The following is a 20529-nucleotide window of genomic DNA, read 5'->3' as shown; positions in this document are numbered from 1 at the left end:
TCCAAGATGTCCAGCCCCGCCAAACCTGACCTTAACGATGTGTTGCCGCGCCTCAATGACATGATGCGCGAAGACGACCATTGGGGCGACGTGGCGGCCTATATTCCGCAATTGGCCACGGTGGATCCGGCGCAGTTCGGCATCGCGGTGGTGACGGCGGATGGCCAGTGCCATGTGGCAGGCGACACACAGGTGCCCTTTTCCGTACAGTCGATCACCAAGGTGTTCACGCTTGCCATCGCCCTTGGCCGCTCGGGCGACCAGCTTTGGCACCGTGTGGGGCGCGAGCCTTCGGGGCGGGCGTTCAACTCCATCGTGCAGTTGGAGCAGGAACAGGGCCGCCCGCGCAATCCGTTCATCAATGCAGGCGCGATTGTTACCACTGACGAGGTTTTGGGCAACCGCGAGCCGCGCGAAGCACTGGCCGAGATCATGCGTTTCGTGCGCGAGGCTGCGGGGACCGACGACATCCACATCAACGACACCGTCGCCGCGTCAGAGACTGACTTCGGCCACCGCAACTTTGCTTTGGCCCATTTTCTAAAATCCTATGGCAACCTTATCAACGCGCCGGAGCGGACGCTTGGCACCTATTTCCACCACTGCGCGATGGAGATGACGGTGCAGCAGCTTGCCATGGCGGGGCGTTTCCTGATCGAAGCGCCGGAGGTGCCGCGCTTGGTCGCGCCGAGCCGCATCCGGCGGCTCAACGCGCTGATGCTGACCTGCGGGCATTACGATGGGTCGGGCGATTTCGCCTACCGCGTCGGTCTGCCGGGCAAATCTGGCGTAGGGGGCGGCATTCTGGCGATCGTCCCGGGGCGCGCCAGCATCGCGGTCTGGTCACCGGGGTTGAACCGTTATGGCAACAGCCAAAAGGGCACCGAAGCACTGGCCCTTTTGGCGCGTCACATGGATTGGTCGATCTTCTAGGCGCTTAGCGCACCTTGAGCGTCGCCAGCCCCAGCAGGGCGAGGATCAGCGAGATGATCCAGAAGCGGATCACGATCTGCGGCTCGGCCCAGCCCTTTTTCTCATAATGGTGGTGAATCGGCGCCATCAGGAAGACCCGTTTGCCTGTGCGTTTGAAGTAGAGCACCTGCACGATGACCGACAGAGCCTCGACCACGAAAAGCCCGCCGACGACCGCCAGCACCAGCTCGTGTTTCGTGGCCACGGCAATCGCACCCAAAGCGCCGCCAAGCGCCAGCGAACCGGTGTCGCCCATAAAAACGGCGGCAGGCGGCGCGTTGTACCACAGGAACCCGAGGCCGCCGCCGAAGAGACCCGCGGTGAAGATCAGGATCTCCCCCGTGCCCGGCACGTAATGCACATCAAGGTAATCGGTGAAGTCGACCCGGCCCACGGCATAGGCAATGACGCCAAGCGCGCCAGCGGCGATCATCACCGGCATGATGGCCAAACCATCCAGCCCGTCGGTAAGGTTCACCGCATTGGCCGAGCCGACGATGACGATGATCGCAAAAGGCACGAACAGCACGCCGAGGTTGATCAGCGTGTCTTTGAAGACCGGCAGCGCAAGCTGGTACTGCAACTCTGTTGGATGGTATTGCGCGGCCCAGTAAGCGGCGATGCCCGCGATAAGAAAGCCCAGCAAAAGCCGCACCTTACCCGGCACGCCATCGGTGTTTTGCTTGCTGACCTTGGCGTGATCGTCGGCATAGCCGATGGCGGCAAAACTCATCGTGACGAACAGCACCAGCCAGACGAAAGGATTGTCGAGCCGCGCCCAGAGCAGGGTCGAGGTGAGCAGCGCCCCGACGATCAACAGACCACCCATCGTGGGCGTGCCCGCTTTGACAAAATGCCCCTCGGGGCCGTCGGTACGGATGGGCTGGCCCTTGCCTTGCCGCTTGCGCAGCACATTGATCAGCGGCTTGCCAAAGAGGAACCCAAAGACCAATGCCGTGAAGAACGCCCCGCCTGCACGGAAGGTGATATAGCGAAACAGGTTAAAGAAATCGCCGCCGTCCGACAGCAGCGTCAACCAATAGAGCATATATCGCGTCCTAACTCATCATGTGGGGTGAATCGCCGATCAGGCGGTCGGGACCGGATGGCCCATTTTGCGGATGGCGTCAACAATACCGCCCAGCTTCATCGAAAGCGACCCTTTGATCAGCACGACATCGCCGGAATCGAGCCGACTGCGGAGACCTTGCAACATCTCTTCGGCGGTTTCCGTCCAATCGCCGCGCTGGTGTTCGGGCAGGTTGTCGTAAAAGGCCTTCATCAGCGGGCCGACGCAGTGCACCACGTCGAGCGCACGGGTGGCCTCCAGATCGGCCAACCCTGCGTGAAGCGCCAACGCCTCGGGGCCAAGCTCTTTCATGTCGCCAACAAAGGCAATCCGCCGCCCCTTGCTGACACGGCCAATGTCATGGGTCACGTCCGAGGCCGCCAGCACCTCTAGCGCCGCCGCCATGGAGGTCGGATTGGCGTTATAGCTGTCGTCGATCAACTCCAACGCCAGATAGGTATCCACGGGGTCCAGCTGAATGCGCTCGCGCACGCCGCGTCCGGCATAGGGCGACCAGCGGCCAAGCGATTGCACCGCCAGCGCCCGATCCGCGCCAAGCGCCTCGGCCAGTGCCAGTGCACCGAGCGCGTTCATGGCAAAGTGCCGTCCCGGCGTGGCGATCTTGTAAAGCAGCGGCGCGCCTTCGACCTCAGCTTGGGCCACGGTGGCATCGCCCTGCACCTTGACCTCGCCCAGCTTGTAGTGATGCCCTTTCTGGCCAAAGGTTGTCTCTCGCAGGTCCCGGTCCACGGCTTTGGCCAGTACGATATCGCTGTGCGCGTGGTCGGCGTTGATCACCGCCACGCCGCCCGGTTCCATACCATCAAATATGCTGGCCTTTTCCACCGCGATGGCAGCGACATCCTTAAAGGCTTCGAGGTGCACGGCGGCAACATTGGTCACCATCGCCCCGTCGGGCCGTGCCTGTTTGGCGAGCGGTGCAATCTCTCCCGGGTGGTTCATGCCGATCTCGATCACCGCATAATCGGTGTCGCGCGGCATCCGGGCCAGTGTCAGCGGCACGCCCCAGTGGTTGTTATAGCTGTCGACGCTGGCATGGGCGCGGCCCTGATCGCCAAAGATCGCCAGTAGCATTTCTTTGGTCGAGGTTTTCCCAACGCTGCCGGTCACCGCCGCCACCTTGGCCTGCGGGCCAAGCCGTGCACGCCCTGCCCGGCCAAGCGCTTCGAGCGCTGTTTGCACATCATCGACGATCAAAAGCGGCGCATCTGTCGCCACGCCTTCGGGAATATGGGTCACGAGCGCCGCTGCCGCGCCATTTTCAAGCGCTTGTGCCACGAATTCATGCCCGTCCCGCGCGGCCTTGAGGGCCACGAAGAGATCGCCGCGCTGCAAGGTCCGCGTGTCAATTGACACACCGTTGCAGGCCCAATCGCCCTGCGCGCGGCCCCTCGTGGCTTCCGCCACTTCTGTCGCTGTCCAAAGGCTCATGCCAATCTCCCGTCCAGTGCCGCCACGGCCACGCTGGCCTGCTCCACATCGTCAAAGGGCAGCACGTCATCGCCAACGGTCTGTCCGGTTTCATGGCCCTTACCCGCGATCAGCAGCGCGTCGCCCGGCTCCAAAGCATCGACGCCGCGCAGGATTGCCTCGGCGCGGTCGCCGACCTCCATCGCATCGGGTGCGCCGTCCAGTACAGCGGCGCGGATGCTGGCCGGGTCTTCGCTGCGTGGGTTGTCGTCAGTCACAATCACCATATCCGCATTCTCTGCCGCTGCCTGCCCCATCAGAGGGCGTTTGGCCCGGTCCCGGTCCCCGCCCGCGCCCACGATGGCAACGAGCCGGCCCATCACATGCGGGCGCATCGCGGCGAGTGCGGTGGCCACGGCATCGGGCGTATGAGCGTAATCGACAAACACCGCCGCGCCATTGTCGCGGGTGGCGGCAAGCTGCATCCGGCCCCGCACGGTGGTGAGATGCGGCAGCGTGTCGAAGACCTCCTGCGGGTCCGCGCCGCAGGCGATGACCAACCCGGCGGCCAGCAACACGTTGTCGCCCTGAAAACCGCCAATGAGATTGAGCCGCTTTTGATAGGCCTTGCCGCGCCACGTAAAGCGCAGGTCTTGCCCGGTGGCGTCGAAACGCTGGCCCTGCAAATGCAGATCACCTCCGTCGCGGCCCACGGTGATCACCTCACAGCCCCGCGCGCGGACGATGGCGGCGATGTCGACGCCCTTTTCGTCGTCGATGTTCACCACTGCGGTGCCGTCTTCGGGCAGAACGCGGGCGAAAAGTGCGGCCTTGGCAGCGAAATAGGCCTCGAATGTTTCGTGATAATCCAGATGGTCTTGGGTGAAGTTGGTGAAGCCCGCTGCCTTAAGTGTCACCCCGTCCAAGCGCCGCTGGTCGAGCCCGTGGCTCGACGCCTCCATCGCCGCATGGGTAATACCATTTCGGGCGGCCTCAGCCAAAGTGCGGTGCAGGGTGATCGGCTCAGGGGTGGTATGGGCCAAAGGTGCGGCCCACGCGCCTTCAACCCCGGTGGTACCAAGGTTCACAGCAGGCAGTCCCATCTCAACCCAAATTTGGCGCACGAAGGTCGAGACCGAGGTTTTGCCGTTGGTGCCCGTCACCGCGATCATCGTGGCGGGCTGGCCGCCGAACCACAGCGCCGCCGTGCGTGCCAGCGCCTCACGCGGGGAGTCGGAGACCACCAGCGCGGCCTTGGAGCCCGCCAATTCCGCGGCTGCGATCTTGGCGCCTTCGGCATCGGTCAGCACCGCTGCTGCGCCCATCCGCAGAGCATATTGGATAAACTCGGCCCCATGCACTCGGCTGCCGGGCATGGCCGCGAATAACGTGCCTTCACGCACCTCGCGGCTGTCCACGGCGATCCCGGTGATCATAGGGTTGGCCCCCGCCCGCGCGGTCAGCCCGAGGGAGGAAAGGGGTACGGCCCGGTCGGTCATAGAGATGTCTTTTCAGTTGCTGCTGGTCAGCGTTAGCACAGCGTTGTTCACCGGTTCAACAGCCGGGCGCAGGCCCAGCAAGGGCGCAATACGGCGGACCATCTCAGCGGCCACAGGTACGGCTGTCCAACCCGCCGTGCGGCGCGGTTTCGGGCCAGAGGTTTCGACCGGTTCGTCCAGCGTGACGATCAGCACATATTTGGGGTCATCAATCGGGAAGATGCTGGCGAATGTGTTGATCACCTTGTCATCGTAATAGCCCCCGGTGGGCTTGGGCTTGTCCGCCGTGCCGGTCTTGCCCGCGATCTGATAGCCGGGCACCTCGGCAAAGCTCGCCGTGCCATCGGTGACCACTTTGCGTAGCATATTGCGGGCCTGCGCAGCGGTCTCTTCTGACATGACGCGGGGGCCGAGCTGGGGGGCGGATTGTTTCAGCAGCGTCGGCTTCACCACGCGCCCGCCATTGGCGATGGCCGCATAGCCCGCAGCAAGGTGCATCGGTGTGCTCGACAGGCCGTGACCATAAGAAATCGTGACGCTCGACAATTCGGTCCAGCGGCTCGGCAACAGCGGTTTCCCACCCGAGGCTTCGACGATCTCAAAGGGGGTCGGCTCAAAGAAACCGAGGCTTTTCAGGAATTCTTGTTGCCGCTCGATGCCGATTTCCAATGCCATCCGGCCTGTGCCCCGGTTGGAGGAGTGCACGATGATGTCAGCAACGCTTAGCTTACCATAGTTTTTGTTGCGGAATTCCCCGATGCGGAAACCGCCAACCTTCATCGGGCCGGAGGTGTCGATGATTGTGTCGGCGTTGAACAGGCCCAACTCCACCGCCTGAGCCGCCGCAAAGATTTTGAAGGTCGAGCCGAGCTCGTAAACCCCCTGCACCGAGCGGTTGAACAGCGGGCTGTCAGACGCATCCCCTTGGGTCAGGGGACGTGGGCGGTTGTTGGGGTCGAAATCAGGCAGCGAGGCGACCGAGATCACTTCGCCAGTGTGCACATCCATCAGAATGCTGGTGGCACCCTTGGCGTTCATCAATTTCATGCCGCCGTAGAGCACCCGTTCCGATGCCGCCTGCACGGTCAGGTCAAGCGACAGCTCCAGCGGTTTCGCGCCATTGGCCGGATCGCGCAGATAGTCATCGAAATATTTCTCGGCCCCCGCGACGCCGATCACCTCGGCGGCGTGGACGCCTTCCTTGCCATAGCTCGCCCCGCCCAGCACATGCGCCGCCAAGGAGCCATTGGGATAAAGGCGCATATCGCGCGGCGCAAAAAGCAGGCCCGGATCGCCGATGTCATGCACAGCCTGCATCTGCTCAGGGCTGATTTTCTTTTTGATCCACAGGAACTTACGCTTGCCTGTGAAGTCCTTGATCAGACGCTCTTCTTTCAGGTCAGGAAAGATTTTAACCAGCTTTTTCGCGGCCACTTCGGGGTCGATCAAATGGCGTGGCTGCGCGTAGAGCGCGTGGGTCTCAAAGTTCGTCGCCAGCAGGTTGCCGTTGCGGTCTGTGATGTCGGCGCGGGAGGCCGAGATCACGGCCCCCGGCGCATGGCCGCGCGGCTCGGACGGCTCTGACATCGCCAGCAGACCCATGCGCCCGCCGATCACGGTGAAGGCACAGAGAAAACAGACGCCAAGGACCAACAGCCGCCCCTCGGCGCGCATCCGGGCCTTGTCGCGCATCTGCTCATGGCGGATGCGTTTGTTCTCACGCTCGATCGCATCGGGATTTTCGCCCTTTTCACGGGCATCAAGAATACGGGCCAGAGGGCGAAGCGGGGTGCGGATCATTCAAAGTCCTCCTCGGACTCATCCGCGCCGGTGAGCGCGTCGTAATTCATGGTCGAGACATCCACAGGATCGGTGATCGGCAGCAGTTCGGATGGCGGCTGCGGATAGGCCACCTGATCGACCTGACCGAACTGGCCGGGGTGCAGCGGCAGCAGGCCGAGACGGTCAAAGTTCAGGTCGGCCAGATCGCGCAGCCGGTCGGGGCGGTTCTGAAACGCCCATTCGGCCCGCAGCACGGCCAGACGGGCGTGGGTGGCGCGGATATTGGCGTGTAGTCTGTCAGCATCGCTCAGCGCCTGCTGGGTCGCGTAATTCTCGCGGTACGCCCAGAAGGCCAGCCCGACCACGGCAATGGTGGTGAGGATATACATCACCGTGCGCATCTCTCAGATCCCCCTGACCATCGGCATGCCGATGGATTTCGCGTCAATCTCGCCACTGGGCGCATCGGTGCGCGTGGCCACCCGCAGTTTGGCCGAACGGCTGCGCGGGTTTTCGTCCAATTCCTGCGCGTCAGGCCCGATTGCCTTGCGGGATTTCAGTGTAAACTGCGGCGGCGCCTGTTCAAGCGCCGGGGCAAAACGGTTGGCATTGCCCCCGGCCCCTGCCCGCGCGGTGAGGAAGCGTTTAACCATACGGTCCTCGACCGAATGAAAGGTCACCACAGCCAGTTTCCCGCCCGGCTTTAGCGCGCGCTCTGCGGCCATAAGACCTTGGAAAAGCTCGCCGTATTCATTGTTTACCGCGATGCGCAGCGCTTGGAAACTGCGCGTGGCAGGGTGGCTTTGACCGGGCTTGGAGCGAGGCAGGCAGCCTTCGACCAGTTTGGCCAATTCCAATGTGGTGGTGATCGGCGCATCTTCTCGGGCGCGGACAATCGCCTTGGCGATCCGGCGCGAGGCGCGTTCTTCACCATATTGAAACAGGATGTTGGCGATGATCTCTTCTTCGGCCTCATTGACCAGATCAGCCGCCGAGGGGCCGTCTTGGCTCATCCGCATGTCGAGCGGGCCGTCCTTCATAAAGGAGAACCCGCGCTCGGCCTGATCAAGCTGCATCGAAGAAACGCCGAGGTCCAGCACCACGCCATCAAGGTCTTGGGCATATTCATCCATACGCGAGAAGACGCCCTGCTGCATGGTGATGCGGTCACCATAGTCGCCCGCCCATTCTGCCGCCATCTCAAAGGCGAGCGGGTCACGGTCGACTGCGATCACACGCGCGGCCCCGGCTTCCAGAAAGCCACGGGTGTAGCCGCCCGCGCCAAAGGTACCGTCAAGCCAGACCCCTTCCACGGGCGCCACGGCGTTTAGAATAGGACGCAGCAGAACGGGTGTGTGAGGGGCGGAAGGGTTAGAGGCAGCAACCATTCCGTCAGACCTCCATGTCACCATCAAGGAACGAGAGCGGATCGACATCGTCGGGCAGTTCTTGCTGCCAGGATTCTTCCTCGGTCTCGTAGGTTTCGGGCTTCCAAATCTGGAAGGTGTCGCCGGCAGCGATAAAGAACGCCTCGCCGTTGAGTTCGATCTTGTTGCGCAGCTTGGCGGGCAGCACCAAACGGCCTGTCTCATCTACCGTGGTCGGGAAAGACTGGCCGTGAAACAGACGCTGCAGCGCCTTACGCTGCATGGAGCCACGGGGCATGCGGTCGATCTTGGCGTCGACCTCTTCAATGGCTTCCATTGTATAGCATTCAAGGTAGTTGCGGCGCTGGTCGCCATACACGATGACCAGTTCGGGATTGTCGCCGTTCTTCCAGTTCGGGTCGCCAGCCTCCAACACACGCCGAAAAGAGGCTGGGATAGACACCCGCCCCTTCGTATCGACCTTGTGGTGGCTTTCGCCTCTGAACCTGCGGCTCACGTTCTGTCCCTGCCTCTTGCGCCTTTGCGCTTAATTCGTTTTTTCGTCTCTCTGCCCTGCTCCGGAAATGGAAACGGCGGGTTGATCTGCTGCCACTGATCAACCCGCCGCCCACGTCCCGCAGCTTGGCGGGGGAAGTCCGACTGCGCGCGCCACCTGGGGGGATGTCTGCTCGCTCGCGCGCCGGATCTCTTTGGTCTGATGAAAGCGAGGTGCCTGTATGAAACCTGCTAGGTTTTGATTTATTTTGGGGTCGTTTGCTGCCCCGTGTCCCGTTCTCATCCGATGCATTAGGGATGCCATGGGAATTGATGGGCGTCTACATTTTTTTTGGAATTTCGCCCAATATTTTGTTTTGCACAGGCTGTGAGAACAACATCTGGTATAACTTTTCGTCCCCACCATGGCTTAATTTGGGATCATTCAAGCATCAAACACAATATCTTGTTAACGAATTGCCGGGTGCACAATATCCCACAGTTTCCCACTAATATTTGCACACATAGTTATCCACAGGACGTGTTCGTTGCCTGTTCCGCAGAAACCGTATGGGGGCTTGGGAATGCAGGTCAATCCCCCTGCCCGCGAATCGGCAGAACCCGCCAATAGCGCAAGGCGTGCCCATGATTTCCCAGAGTTCCCATGCATTCCCGCGGCTTTTCCCATGACGTCCCAGCCGCCCATGCTTTCCCAGCCCTACGCCTCCCTTAAGCGACTGCATCTTGCCCTTTCGGCCCACCCACGCCATGTAATGCCGCAAAATGAGGGAGTGCATCATGATCCAAGCCACGGCTCTATTCACCCACGCGCTGAACATGCTGTTTCACGCGCCCTCCATCACGCTGCGGGTGATCCTGCCCGCGGTGCTTTGGGTGATGGGCGCGGCCGCCGTGGCGGGTGTGCTGGCCGGAGATGCGCTTGGGGCGATGGATCAGGTGATCGACAACGCCGCGCCGCCGCCCACGGATCAACTCTTGATCCTGATCGCCTGCGGTGTGGCCGGCATCCTTGGCTATGCGCTGATGGCCATTCTCTGGCACCGCTATGTATTGCTTGGCCATGGTGGGACCGACCTGCGCCCCGGCGCGCGTCTGTTCGGGGCCTATGTCTGGCGCGCCATCGTTCTGGGCTTCGTCCAGTTTCTTGCGGCACTACCCATTGGCCTCGCCATGCTGCTCTTGGGCGGGCTGACCGGGTCGAGCCCTGCGGCGCTGCTCTTGATCGGACTGGTGGCGGGCGTGGCCTTCCTATGGTTGGCGCTGCGGCTCAGCCTGGTATTGCCCGCCGCCGCCTTGGGGCACGTTATGTCAGTGCGTGAAAGCTGGCGCGCGACGGAACCGCTGGCAGGCACGCTTTGGGCGCTGGCCGTATTGCTGGCGGTGGTGAATACGCTGCTGGGCGTGATCGCAAGCATGCTGCCGCCCGCCGACCCCGGCCTGCGGCTGATGCTGGATTCAGCGATCTACCTTATAGAGGGGCTCGTTTTCATCTCGATGCTGACGACGCTCTATGGTCATCTGGTCGAAGGGCGCGAGCTGGGGTAACCGCACGCGCCCCTCGTTTCAGGCCATACCGCCGTCGATCAGACCCCGCGCAAGACGCGCATAGGCATCGGCCATCGGCCCGTCGCCTGCGGCGATTGGCGTGCCGTTATCCCCCGCCAGACGGGTGTCGAGATCAATCGGCAGGCTACCCAGCAGCGGCACCCCCATTTTGTCGGCCTCTGCCGCGACGCCGCCATGGCCAAAGATCTCATGCTGAGAACCGCAGTCGGGGCAGACGAATGTCGACATATTCTCGATCAGCCCCAGCACGGGGGTCTTCAGCGTCGCGAACATGTCCAGCGCTTTGCGCGCGTCGATCAGGGCCACATCCTGCGGGGTGCTGACCACGATCGCGCCCGACAGCTCGGACTTGGTGCAGAGCGTCAGCTGTACGTCACCCGTACCGGGCGGCAGATCGACGAGCAGCACGTCAAGCTCACCCCATTCCACCTGCCCCAGCATCTGCTGCAACGCGCCCATCAGCATCGGCCCGCGCCAGACGACAGCCTTACCCTCCTCCAACATGAAGCCAATCGACATCATGGTCACGCCATGGGCCTGAAGCGGGATGATCGTTTTGCCATCGGGGCTGGCAGGGCGCTTATTCACCCCCATCATGCGCGGCTGGCTGGGACCGTATATATCTGCGTCAAGCAGACCCACCTTGCGCCCCGCCCGCGCCAGCGCCACCGCAAGGTTGGAACTGACGGTTGATTTCCCGACCCCACCCTTGCCCGAGCCGATGGCAAGGATGCGCTTCACGCCACTGGGCTTCATCGGACCCTCTTGCGGTTTGGGGTGCCCACCAACCTTGAGACTGGAGGCTTTCGGCGCGGGGCCATGGGCGGTCAGGGCGACCGACACATCACCTACCCCGGGCAAATCACGCACCACCTGCTCTGCAGCGTCGCGTAGCGGGGCCATCTGCCGTGCGACATCGGCATTGGGCGCCTCGATGACGAATCGCACCTTATCGCCTTCGACCACCAACGCGCGGACCAGATCATGGGACAACAGGCTTTTTCCGTCGGGCAGTTGCACCCGCGCCAGCGCCGCTTCGACTTCTGCTTTGGTCACAGACATGCGCAAATTCTCCTCTATTACGGCTTCTGAAATGGCAGGTTCTGCGCCAAGCGCAAGGGGACGGCCATTTTTGCATAGAGATGAGGCGGAATGCCCAAAGATTACGCAGGGGCACCATGTTTTTGCCGCATAGCAGCATTGCAAAAAGGAATATTGTGCACACGCAGCAATTAGCGCTAACTTAGGTTCATAGGCAGGGCCAAGCGCCCCGCTTTCGGAAAGACCAGACACATTCATCCTCCTCCCGAATGTGTCTGATTTGACCAAGACTTGGATGCATCCCTCCTCCTCCCGGATGCAGATGAGTTTGGAAAGACCAGACGCCTCCATCCTCCTCCCGGATGTGTCTGTAATTGGCGGCGACATCTACCTCCTCCCAGATGTCGTCGCCCCTTTCCCACTTCGCCCCCATATGACAGCTTTATGACATTGCGCCGTTTCGCCGCAGGATCAAAAGTGTTTTTTATCAATAAGTTGCGCCGATACAAACCTATGCGATTTCTGCATAGCGGCATTGACTTTATGCCCGTTGTGCAAATGCAGAAAGAGCGTAAATAGCAGGCAACGAGATGATCCACAGATGAAAAAAGAGGCGCCGAAATGGCTTACATGAACACAACAACCGCAAACACAACTTCCGTCTTCGCCCGTATCGGCGGCGCATTCGAAGCCCTGGCAACCCGCTACAAACAGCACCGTCTGTACCGTGAAACTTTTGACGGTCTGAGCGCGTTGAGCAACCGCGAACTGGCTGACCTTGGTCTGAGCCGTTCCGAACTGCGCCGCGTCGCATGGGAATCTTCCCGCGGCTAAGCAGAGATAGAGATCGGACGTCAGAACCCCTCCCTGTTCTGCCGTCTGAAAGCCGGGGTGCGCGTCACCTTCCTCCTCCCTGAATGAGGCGGACCCCGCAAGGAGACCCGAAGCCGACCCTCCCTCGACGCTTCGGGCCGACATAGAAACGGCGGCACCTTCCTCCCAAGGTGTCGTCGTTTTTGTTTTTAAGGCCTTGTTTAGGCGGGCTTTTGACAGCCCCGCCTTCGCGGTGCGACGGCGCGTCAGAACGGCACGTCGTTACCACCGGTCAGGAAACGCGACACGACCTTCTTGGTCCCGGCCTTTTCAAAAGCGACTTCCATCTTGTCGCCCTCCATACCGATCACCACGCCATAGCCGAATTTATCGTGGAAAACGCGTTCGCCCATTTCAAAGGCGGCGACCGCCTGCATGTCGATCGTGACATTTCGGCTTTCGCGCGGCTGGCTAGTGCCCCGCGCCCCGCTGCGCGATTGCAGGCGTTTCCACCCCGGAGAGTTATAGACATTCGCGCTCGCCGCGCGGTCATGCAGGTCGGATTGCGGCATCGCCGCGCCGAAACCACCACCGTAAAGCCCCGGCGGGGTCAGCACATCTACATGTTCTTCGGGCAGCTCATCAATAAAACGGGACGGCATTGCGTTCTGCCACTGGCCAAAAACCCGGCGATTGGCGGCAAAAGAGATCGTGCAAATCTGCTCGGCGCGGGTGATGCCGACATAGGCCAGCCGTCGCTCTTCTTCGAGCCCCTTTAACCCGCTTTCGTCCATCGAGCGCTGCGAGGGGAACAATCCATCCTCCCAACCTGGCAGGAAAACCATAGGGAATTCCAGCCCCTTGGCCGCATGAAGCGTCATGATCGAGACCTTCTCTCCGTCGCCTTCCTGTTCATTGTCCATGATCAGACTGACATGTTCGAGGAAGCCTTGCAGGTTTTCGAAACCTTCCAGCGCTTTCACGAGTTCTTTGAGGTTCTCCAGCCGCCCCGGCGCTTCGGGCGTTTTGTCATTCTGCCACATGCCGGTATAGCCGCTCTCGTCGAGAATCATTTCGGCCAGTTCGACATGAGAGACCTCGGGCGGGCCGTAATCCACCCTCAGCGGCGCCGCGCCATCGTCAAGCACCGAGTCGTCTTCGCTGATTTCGATCCGCGGGCCTTGCAGCATCGAAGACCAACGGTCGATTCCGTCGATCAACAGCCGCAGTTGCGCCGCCCCTTTGCCGCCGATCCCCCCATGCGCCAGAAGGATTCGCGCCCCTTCGACAAGGTTCACCCCATGTTCGCGCGCGGTGCGCTGGATTTTCTGCTGCGCTTTTTCACCCAAACCGCGTTTTGGCGTGTTCACGATCCGCTCAAAGGCCAGATCATCGTCGGGGCTGGTGACCACGCGGAAATAGGCCATGGCATCGCGGATTTCCAAACGCTCATAGAATCGGGGGCCACCGATCACCTTGTAAGGCAGGCCGATGGTCAAAAACCGGTCTTCAAAGGCGCGCATCTGGTGGCTTGCCCGAACCAAAATCGCCATGTCATCCAGCGAGAATGGGTCGAGCCCTCGTGTGCCACGCTGCGCGGATTCGATCTCATCCCCGATCCAGCGCGCTTCTTCCTCACCATCCCAATGCCCGATCAGGCGCACTTTCTCGCCCTCGGTCTCTTCGGTCCAGAGGGTCTTACCCAACCGCCCCTCGTTACCCGCGATCACGCCAGAGGCGGTGGCCAAAATATGCGGCGTTGAGCGGTAATTTTGCTCGAGCTTTACCACATGGGCGCCGGGGAAATCCGTCTCGAACCGCAGGATGTTGCCCACCTCGGCCCCGCGCCAGCCATAGATCGACTGGTCGTCGTCACCGACGCAACAAATATTCTTGTGCCCCTGCGCCAGCAGCCGCAGCCACAGGTATTGGGCCACGTTGGTATCCTGATATTCGTCGACGAGGATGTATTTGAACCAGCGCTGATACTGAGCCAGCACATCCGGATGCGTCTGAAAGATCGTCACCATATGCAGCAGCAGATCACCGAAGTCGGTGGCGTTCAGCTCAACCAGACGGCGTTGATATTGCGCGTAAATTTCGGGCCCACGGTGGTTATAGGCCCCGGCGTCCGCGCTTGGAATCTTATCAGGGGTCAGGGCGCGGTTCTTCCAGCCGTCGATGATCCCCGCCAGCATCCGCGCGGGCCAGCGTTTGTCGTCGATCCCCTCTGCAGCGACCAGTTGCTTGAGCAAACGCAGCTGGTCATCCGTATCGAGAATCGTGAAATTGCTTTTCAGCCCCACCAATTCCGCATGGCGCCGCAGCAGCTTGACGCAGATCGCGTGGAACGTGCCAAGCCACGGCATCCCCTCCACCTGCTGGCCCAGCATCTGACCCACGCGGTTCTTCATCTCTCGCGCGGCCTTGTTGGTAAAGGTGACCGCCAAAACCTCATTCGGCCGCGCCCGCCCGGTGTTAAGCAGATGCACGATTCGCGCCGTAAGTGCCCGCGTCTTGCCGGTGCCTGCCCCCGCAAGCATCAGCACTGGTCCGTCCATCGTCTCAACCGCAGCACGCTGGGCGGGGTTCAACCCCTCCAGATAAGGCTGCGGGCGCGCGGCCATGGCGCGGTCGGACAGGGAAGCGCCCTCAAAGGCGTCCATTTCGTCAAAATCACTCATGCCCACAATCTAGCGCGTCCGCGATACGAGATAAAGAGACGTTCCGCAAATGTTCTTTCGAAAGACTATTAGGCGCCATTGGGCGGGCACGCAATGGCAGGGAATTTCAAATGCAGGGCAAATCTTTACCCGTTGATAATGCTTTGGGGCCAAGGTGATGACACAACGACAAACGAGAGGAACCGCTCATGTTCAGAAACGATGATACTTCGGTACTGCGCCGAGAAATTGACCGGTTCAAGCTGCCGATGTTCATTGCAGAATTGAACGCCGACAGCGGGCACTTCGAACTTCTTGCCCTCAACACCGCCCATGAAGCGCATAGCGGCATGGTGATGGATGAGGTGATAAACCGCCCCCTGCACAGTTTAATGCCCTATGAAGAGGCTGAGGCGGTGAATGAACGCTATGCGCGCTGCGTCTCAAACGCCGGTCAAATCCGCTACCGTGAGATGCTGCATATGCCGCGCGGGCCGCTGATCTGGGACACTACGCTGCATCATGTCCAGTCTTACCGCGGCCTTGATCGGGTGGTAGGCAGCGCCATTGTCGTGGAACGGGTGCAACGGGATAACCGCGACACCCTCGCTTTTGAGGATGTACGCTATTTCGCGGCGACATCTTCGTTCAAACTCGAACAAATTTCGACGGTGCTGGATGCCGCTGAAAAAGGGCTGATTGACCCGGCAAAACTCACCGGATCGGCGGGGATGCTGGCCGGGCTTTGCCGCGCCATCGACAGCACCATGCAAGAGTTGCGCTCGATCGCACAGGAACGTCTGGATGCCGAGGCGACCCCGACCGTGCATTTGATCGATATGGATGGTGACACCAACAGCGACAGCGACGAAATCGAAGCGGCCATCGCAGCACTTGTGGATATGGCCGACAACCTACCCACCGCGCCGAACCGTAAGATCAGCGAAGCAGCCCCGCTCGCCCGGTCGATTTTCCGCCAGTAACTCGGCGGGCGGAAAACCGCGCCGCGCGCGCAGCGCCCTTACTCCATCGGCGGGGCACCGACCTGATCTCCGCGTATCTTCTCCATCTGGACAATCCGTAACCCTTTGGCGCAAATGCCGCCATGGACCTACATGCAACCTATCCCGCCCTTTCGGACCTTCGCAGCCGCGCACAATCGCGTCTGCCCAAGTTCGTTTGGGAATACCTTGATTCCGCCACCGGGACGGAGGCGACCAAACACCGCAACCGCGCGGCCTTGGACCGTGTCGGGCTTATGCCATCGGTGTTGCACGGTGAATTTACACCCGATCTCAGCGTTGAACTGATGGGCCAAAAGCTGCCTCTGCCCTTTGGCATGTCCCCCTTGGGCATGTCCGGTCTGATCTGGCCCGATGCCGAAGCCCACCTTGCCCGCGCGGCGGATCGGGCGGGCATTCCCTTTGGCCTTTCCACCGTCGCCGCCACAAGCCCCGAAGATGTTGCACCCCATCTGGGCGCGCATGGTTGGTTCCAACTCTACCCCCCGCGGGACCCCGAAATTCGCACCGACATGCTGGCCCGCGCCAAAGCCGCCGGCTTCACGACGTTGGTCCTCACCGTCGATGTTCCGGTTGCTTCGCGCCGTGAGCGGCAGACCCGATCTGGCCTGACCAGCCCGCCCAAGCTTACCCCCCGCCTGATGGCACAGGTGGCGATGCGGCCCGCGTGGGCCGTGGGCATGGCGCGCCGTGGTCTGCCCCATATGAAGATGCTCGACAAATATACCGAAGGCACGGCCAGCGCGAACCTGCCGCCAACCGCCCATGTCGGCTATCTGCTGCGCACCGCGCCTGATTGGGACTATCTGCACTGGCTGCGCGCCCATTGGGATGGCCCGCTGGTGATCAAAGGTGTCTTGCGCCCCGAAGATGCGACCGCCCTGGAGAAAGCCGGCGCGGATGCGATCTGGGTCTCGAACCACGCAGGCCGCCAGTTCGACGCCGCCCCCGCAAGCGCCGAGGCGCTGCCCGCCATTCGCGCAGCCACGAAACTGCCAGTTATCTTTGACAGCGGCGTGGAATCGGGTCTCGACATTTTGCGCGCCTTTGCGCTCGGCGCGGATTTCGTCATGCTCGGCAGGGCTTTCCACTTTGCCCTCGCGGCGCTTGGGCCGCGCGGGGTTGATCACCTAATCGATCTGCTCGCGCGCGATCTTACTGCCAATATGGGGCAGTTGGGTGCAGGCAGCCTGCGCGACCTGCCCGCCCCCTTTGATCTGTCGCCGCTTTGAACGGAAACCTTGCAGAAATGTGACAAAGACTGCCACAGCCCTCTTGCGCTGCACCGCAGCATCCCTAAGCTGCCTTCAAAACCAGCAGGGGAGACCAACCAGTGACCGATTTCAAAAAGATCCTGATCGCCAACCGCGGTGAAATCGCAATCCGAATCATGCGGGCCGCAAATGAGATGGGCAAGAAAACAGTCGCGGTCTACGCCGAGGAAGACAAGCTTGGCCTGCACCGGTTCAAAGCGGATGAGGCCTACCGCATCGGCGAGGGCCTCGGCCCCGTCGCCGCCTATCTCAGCATCAATGAGATGATCCGCGTGGCCAAGGCCGCCGGCGCTGACGCGATCCACCCCGGTTACGGTCTGCTTTCAGAGAACCCCGAGTTCGTCGATGCCTGCGCGCAAAACGGCATCACCTTCATCGGCCCTCGCGCCGAGACCATGCGCGCTTTGGGCGACAAAGCCTCTGCCCGCCGCGTCGCCATGGAAGCAGGCGTGCCTGTCATTCCTGCGACCGAAGTGTTGGGTGACGACATGGAGGCAATCCGCGCCGAGGCAAAGGAAGTCGGCTATCCGCTGATGCTCAAAGCCTCTTGGGGCGGCGGCGGTCGTGGCATGCGCCCGATCATGTCGGAAAAGGAGTTGGAGGAAAAAGTCCGCGAAGGCCGCCGCGAGGCCGAAGCCGCCTTTGGCAATGGCGAGGGCTACCTCGAGAAAATGATCCTGCGCGCGCGCCATGTCGAAGTGCAAATTCTTGGCGACAAACAGGGGGATATCTACCACCTCTATGAGCGCGACTGCTCTGTCCAGCGCCGCAACCAAAAGGTCGTCGAGCGCGCCCCGGCGCCATACCTTTCCGAAGACCAACGCGCCGAGATTTGCGAGCTTGGCCGCAAAATCTGTGCCCATGTGAACTATGAATGCGCGGGCACCGTCGAATTCCTGATGGATATGGACGACGGCAAATTCTACTTCATCGAAGTGAACCCGCGCGTGCAGGTCGAACATACCGTCACCGAAGAGGTCACCGGCATCGACATTGTCCGCGCGCAAATCCTCATCGCCGAGGGCAAACCGCTGGCCGAAGCCACCGGCAAGGCGCGTCAGGAAGACATCACCCTCACCGGCCACGCGCTGCAGACCCGCGTCACGACTGAGGACCCGCAGAACAACTTCATCCCCGACTATGGCCGCATCACCGCCTACCGCTCTGCCACCGGCATGGGCATCCGTCTGGATGGCGGCACCGCCTATGCGGGCGGCGTCATCACGCGCTATTACGACAGCCTGCTGACCAAGGTCACGGCCAAGGCGCCCACGCCCGAGATGGCGATCGCGCGGATGGACCGAGCCTTGCGCGAATTCCGCGTGCGCGGCGTGTCGACCAACATCGCCTTCGTCGAAAACCTGCTGAAGCACCCGACGTTTTTGAACAACGAATACACCACCAAGTTCATCGACGAGACGCCGGAGCTTTTCAACTTCAAGCAGCGCCGCGACCGCGCCACCAAGGTGCTGACCTATATCGCCGACATCACCGTCAACGGCCATCCCGAGACCAAGGGCCACGCCCTGCCTGCTGCGCATGTTCGCGATCCCAAACCGCCCGTGTTGCGCGGCGAGCCGCAGATGGGCACACGCAACCTGTTGGAGCAAAAAGGCCCGCAGGCCGTGGCCGATTGGATGGGGCAACAACGTCAGCTGCTGATCACCGACACCACCATGCGCGACGCGCATCAGTCGCTGCTGGCCACGCGGATGCGCAGCATTGATATGATCAAGGTGGCCCCCGCCTATGCCGCCAATCTGCCGCAGCTTTTCTCTGTCGAATGCTGGGGCGGCGCGACCTTTGATGTGGCCTACCGCTTTTTGCAGGAATGCCCGTGGCAGCGTCTGCGCGATCTGCGCGCGGCCCTGCCCAATGTGATGACCCAGATGCTGCTGCGCGCCTCCAACGGCGTGGGCTATACCAACTACCCCGACAACGTCGTGCAGAAATTCGTCGCCACCGCTGCCAACACCGGCGTCGATGTGTTCCGCGTCTTCGACAGCCTGAACTGGGTCGAGAACATGCGCGTGGCAATGGATGCGGTGGTCTCCTCCGGCAAGGTTTGCGAAGGTACGATCTGCTACACCGGCGACATTTTCGATCCGGACCGCGCGAAATACGACCTTCAGTATTACGTCAACATGGGTAAGGATTTGAAAGCTGCCGGCGCGCATGTGCTGGGGCTGAAAGACATGGCCGGTCTGCTGAAACCCGCCCAAGCCCGCGCATTGATCAAGGCGTTGAAATCCGAGGTTGGTCTGCCGATCCACTTCCACACCCATGACACCGCAGGCAGCGCCACCGCCACAATCCTCGCGGCCTCTGAGGCGGGGGTCGACGCTGTCGATTGCGCGATGGACGCGCTTTCTGGCAATACCTCGCAGGCGACGCTCGGCACTGTGGTTTCGGCTCTGCAACACACAGACCGCGACACCGGGATCGACATGAAGGCCGTGCGCGAAATCTCTGATTACTGGGAAGAAGTCCGCGGTCATTACGCGGCATTCGAAACCGGCATGCAGGCGCCCTCCTCCGAGGTCTATCTGCACGAAATGCCCGGCGGTCAGTTCACCAACCTCAAGGCGCAGGCCGCCTCCATGGGGTTGGAGGACCGCTGGCCCGAGGTGGCGCGGACCTATGCGGATGTGAACCAGATGTTCGGCGATATCATCAAAGTCACGCCCTCGTCCAAGGTCGTGGGCGACATGGCGTTGATGATGGTTTCCCAAGGGCTGACCCGCGCGCAGGTCGAAGACCCGAACGTCGATGTGTCCTTCCCCGACAGCGTGATCGACATGATGCGCGGCAATCTGGGCCAGCCGCCCAACGGTTTTCCAGCAGGCATCGTCAAGAAAGTGCTGAAAGGCGAGACACCGAACACCGAACGCCCCGGCAAACATCTGGAACCCGTCGATCTGGAGGCCCTGCGCAAGGACCTGTCCGAGCAATTGGACGGCATGCAGATCGATGATGACGACCTCTGCGGCTACCTTATGTATCCCAAGGTGTTCCTCGACTACATGGGCCGCCACCGCGTCTATGGTCCGGTCCGCACCCTGCCCACGCATACGTTCTTCTATGGCATGGAGCCGGGTGCTGAAATCTCGGCCGAGATTGACCCCGGTAAGACGTTGGAGATACGTCTTCAGGCCGAATCCGAGGCTGGTGAAGATGGCGAAGTGAAGGTCTTCTTTGAGTTGAACGGCCAGCCGCGGGTGATCCGTGTGGCCAACCGTCTGGTGAAAGATGCCACCGTCCAGCGGCCAAAGGCCGAAAGCGGCAACGACAACCACATCGGCGCGCCGATGCCGGGGGTCGTGGCGTCGGTCGGGGTCAAAGAGGGGCAGAGCGTGAAAGCGGGCGACCTGTTGCTGACCATCGAGGCGATGAAGATGGAGACCGGCCTGCATGCCGAGCGCGATGCCACTGTGAAGGCCGTGCATGTTCAGGCAGGCGGGCAGATCGACGCTAAGGACCTTTTGGTCGAACTAGAGTAAACCACCTGCGGGCG

15 protein-coding genes are annotated in these 20529 nt (G+C 61.5%); 6 read left to right on the top strand and 9 right to left on the bottom strand.

Going from position 1 to position 20529, the window contains the following annotated elements:
• The first annotated feature begins 6 nt into the window (after window positions 1-6).
• Complete coding sequence (locus J3456_RS03115) at window positions 7-933, top strand: glutaminase (protein WP_349578856.1); 927 nt, start codon at window positions 7-9, stop codon at window positions 931-933.
• A 4-nt stretch (window positions 934-937) separates the two neighbouring features.
• Here the strand turns inward: J3456_RS03115 and mraY are convergent, their stop codons facing one another.
• Genes mraY through mraZ form a run of 7 tightly spaced genes read right to left on the bottom strand, consistent with a single transcriptional unit; the run spans window position 938 to window position 8637 of the window.
• On the bottom strand, window positions 938-2020 hold the full coding sequence (gene mraY / locus J3456_RS03110; protein WP_349578855.1) for a phospho-N-acetylmuramoyl-pentapeptide-transferase: 1083 nt from the start codon (window positions 2018-2020) through the stop codon (window positions 938-940).
• 39 nt (window positions 2021-2059) lie between these two features.
• Entirely contained in the window at window positions 2060-3493 is a 1434-nt protein-coding gene (locus tag J3456_RS03105) for a UDP-N-acetylmuramoyl-tripeptide--D-alanyl-D-alanine ligase (protein ID WP_349578854.1), read from the bottom strand.
• Window positions 3490-4971 (bottom strand): UDP-N-acetylmuramoyl-L-alanyl-D-glutamate--2,6-diaminopimelate ligase, encoded by a 1482-nt coding sequence (locus J3456_RS03100; protein ID WP_349578853.1) that lies wholly within the window; start codon window positions 4969-4971, stop codon window positions 3490-3492. Before J3456_RS03100 ends, J3456_RS03105 begins: the two co-directional genes overlap by 4 nt.
• Window positions 4972-4983: 12 nt before the next feature.
• On the bottom strand, window positions 4984-6771 hold the full coding sequence (locus J3456_RS03095; RefSeq protein WP_349578851.1) for a peptidoglycan D,D-transpeptidase FtsI family protein: 1788 nt from the start codon (window positions 6769-6771) through the stop codon (window positions 4984-4986).
• Window positions 6768-7154: a cell division protein FtsL gene (gene ftsL, locus J3456_RS03090; protein ID WP_067626801.1), complete on the bottom strand. Its 387-nt coding sequence runs from the start codon at window positions 7152-7154 to the stop codon at window positions 6768-6770. Before ftsL ends, J3456_RS03095 begins: the two co-directional genes overlap by 4 nt.
• Before the next feature lie 3 nt (window positions 7155-7157).
• A complete protein-coding gene (gene rsmH, locus J3456_RS03085) occupies window positions 7158-8141 on the bottom strand; it encodes a 16S rRNA (cytosine(1402)-N(4))-methyltransferase RsmH (protein ID WP_349578850.1) in 984 nt (327 codons plus the stop codon).
• A gap of 4 nt (window positions 8142-8145) precedes the next feature.
• Window positions 8146-8637 carry a division/cell wall cluster transcriptional repressor MraZ gene (gene mraZ / locus J3456_RS03080; protein ID WP_120351387.1) on the bottom strand — a complete coding sequence of 164 codons (492 nt, stop codon included), beginning with the start codon at window positions 8635-8637 and terminating at the stop codon, window positions 8146-8148.
• Window positions 8638-9413: 776 nt separating this feature from the next.
• Here mraZ and J3456_RS03075 point away from each other — a divergent pair.
• Window positions 9414-10181, top strand: coding sequence for a hypothetical protein (locus J3456_RS03075; protein WP_349578849.1), 768 nt, complete (start codon window positions 9414-9416; stop codon window positions 10179-10181).
• An 18-nt stretch (window positions 10182-10199) separates the two neighbouring features.
• Here J3456_RS03075 and J3456_RS03070 read toward each other — a convergent pair whose 3' ends face one another.
• Window positions 10200-11264: an Mrp/NBP35 family ATP-binding protein gene (locus J3456_RS03070; protein ID WP_349578848.1), complete on the bottom strand. Its 1065-nt coding sequence runs from the start codon at window positions 11262-11264 to the stop codon at window positions 10200-10202.
• Between the two features lie 600 nt (window positions 11265-11864).
• Between J3456_RS03070 and J3456_RS03065 the strand changes: the two genes are divergently transcribed.
• Complete coding sequence (locus J3456_RS03065; RefSeq protein WP_067262642.1) at window positions 11865-12077, top strand: DUF1127 domain-containing protein; 213 nt, start codon at window positions 11865-11867, stop codon at window positions 12075-12077.
• A 245-nt stretch (window positions 12078-12322) separates the two neighbouring features.
• On the opposite strand, the gene J3456_RS03060 is transcribed toward J3456_RS03065, so the two are convergent.
• Window positions 12323-14740 (bottom strand): ATP-dependent helicase, encoded by a 2418-nt coding sequence (locus tag J3456_RS03060; protein WP_349578847.1) that lies wholly within the window; start codon window positions 14738-14740, stop codon window positions 12323-12325.
• Between the two features lie 188 nt (window positions 14741-14928).
• On the opposite strand from J3456_RS03060, the gene J3456_RS03055 reads away from it, so the two are divergent.
• From J3456_RS03055 to J3456_RS03045, 3 genes are all read left to right on the top strand, one after another.
• Window positions 14929-15702 (top strand): hypothetical protein, encoded by a 774-nt coding sequence (locus tag J3456_RS03055; protein ID WP_349578846.1) that lies wholly within the window; start codon window positions 14929-14931, stop codon window positions 15700-15702.
• Window positions 15703-15824: 122 nt separating this feature from the next.
• Window positions 15825-16973, top strand: coding sequence for an alpha-hydroxy acid oxidase (locus J3456_RS03050; RefSeq protein WP_349578845.1), 1149 nt, complete (start codon window positions 15825-15827; stop codon window positions 16971-16973).
• Window positions 16974-17074: 101 nt separating this feature from the next.
• Window positions 17075-20515, top strand: a complete 3441-nt coding sequence (locus tag J3456_RS03045) for a pyruvate carboxylase (RefSeq protein ID WP_349578844.1) — start codon at window positions 17075-17077, stop codon at window positions 20513-20515.
• The last annotated feature ends 14 nt before the right edge of the window (window positions 20516-20529 follow it).

Source organism: Sulfitobacter sp. NFXS29 (assembly GCF_040148765.1).
GTDB lineage: Bacteria > Pseudomonadota > Alphaproteobacteria > Rhodobacterales > Rhodobacteraceae > Sulfitobacter.
Note: the sequence above shows the minus strand (reverse complement) of the source record. Positions and strands in the feature narration are given on the sequence as shown.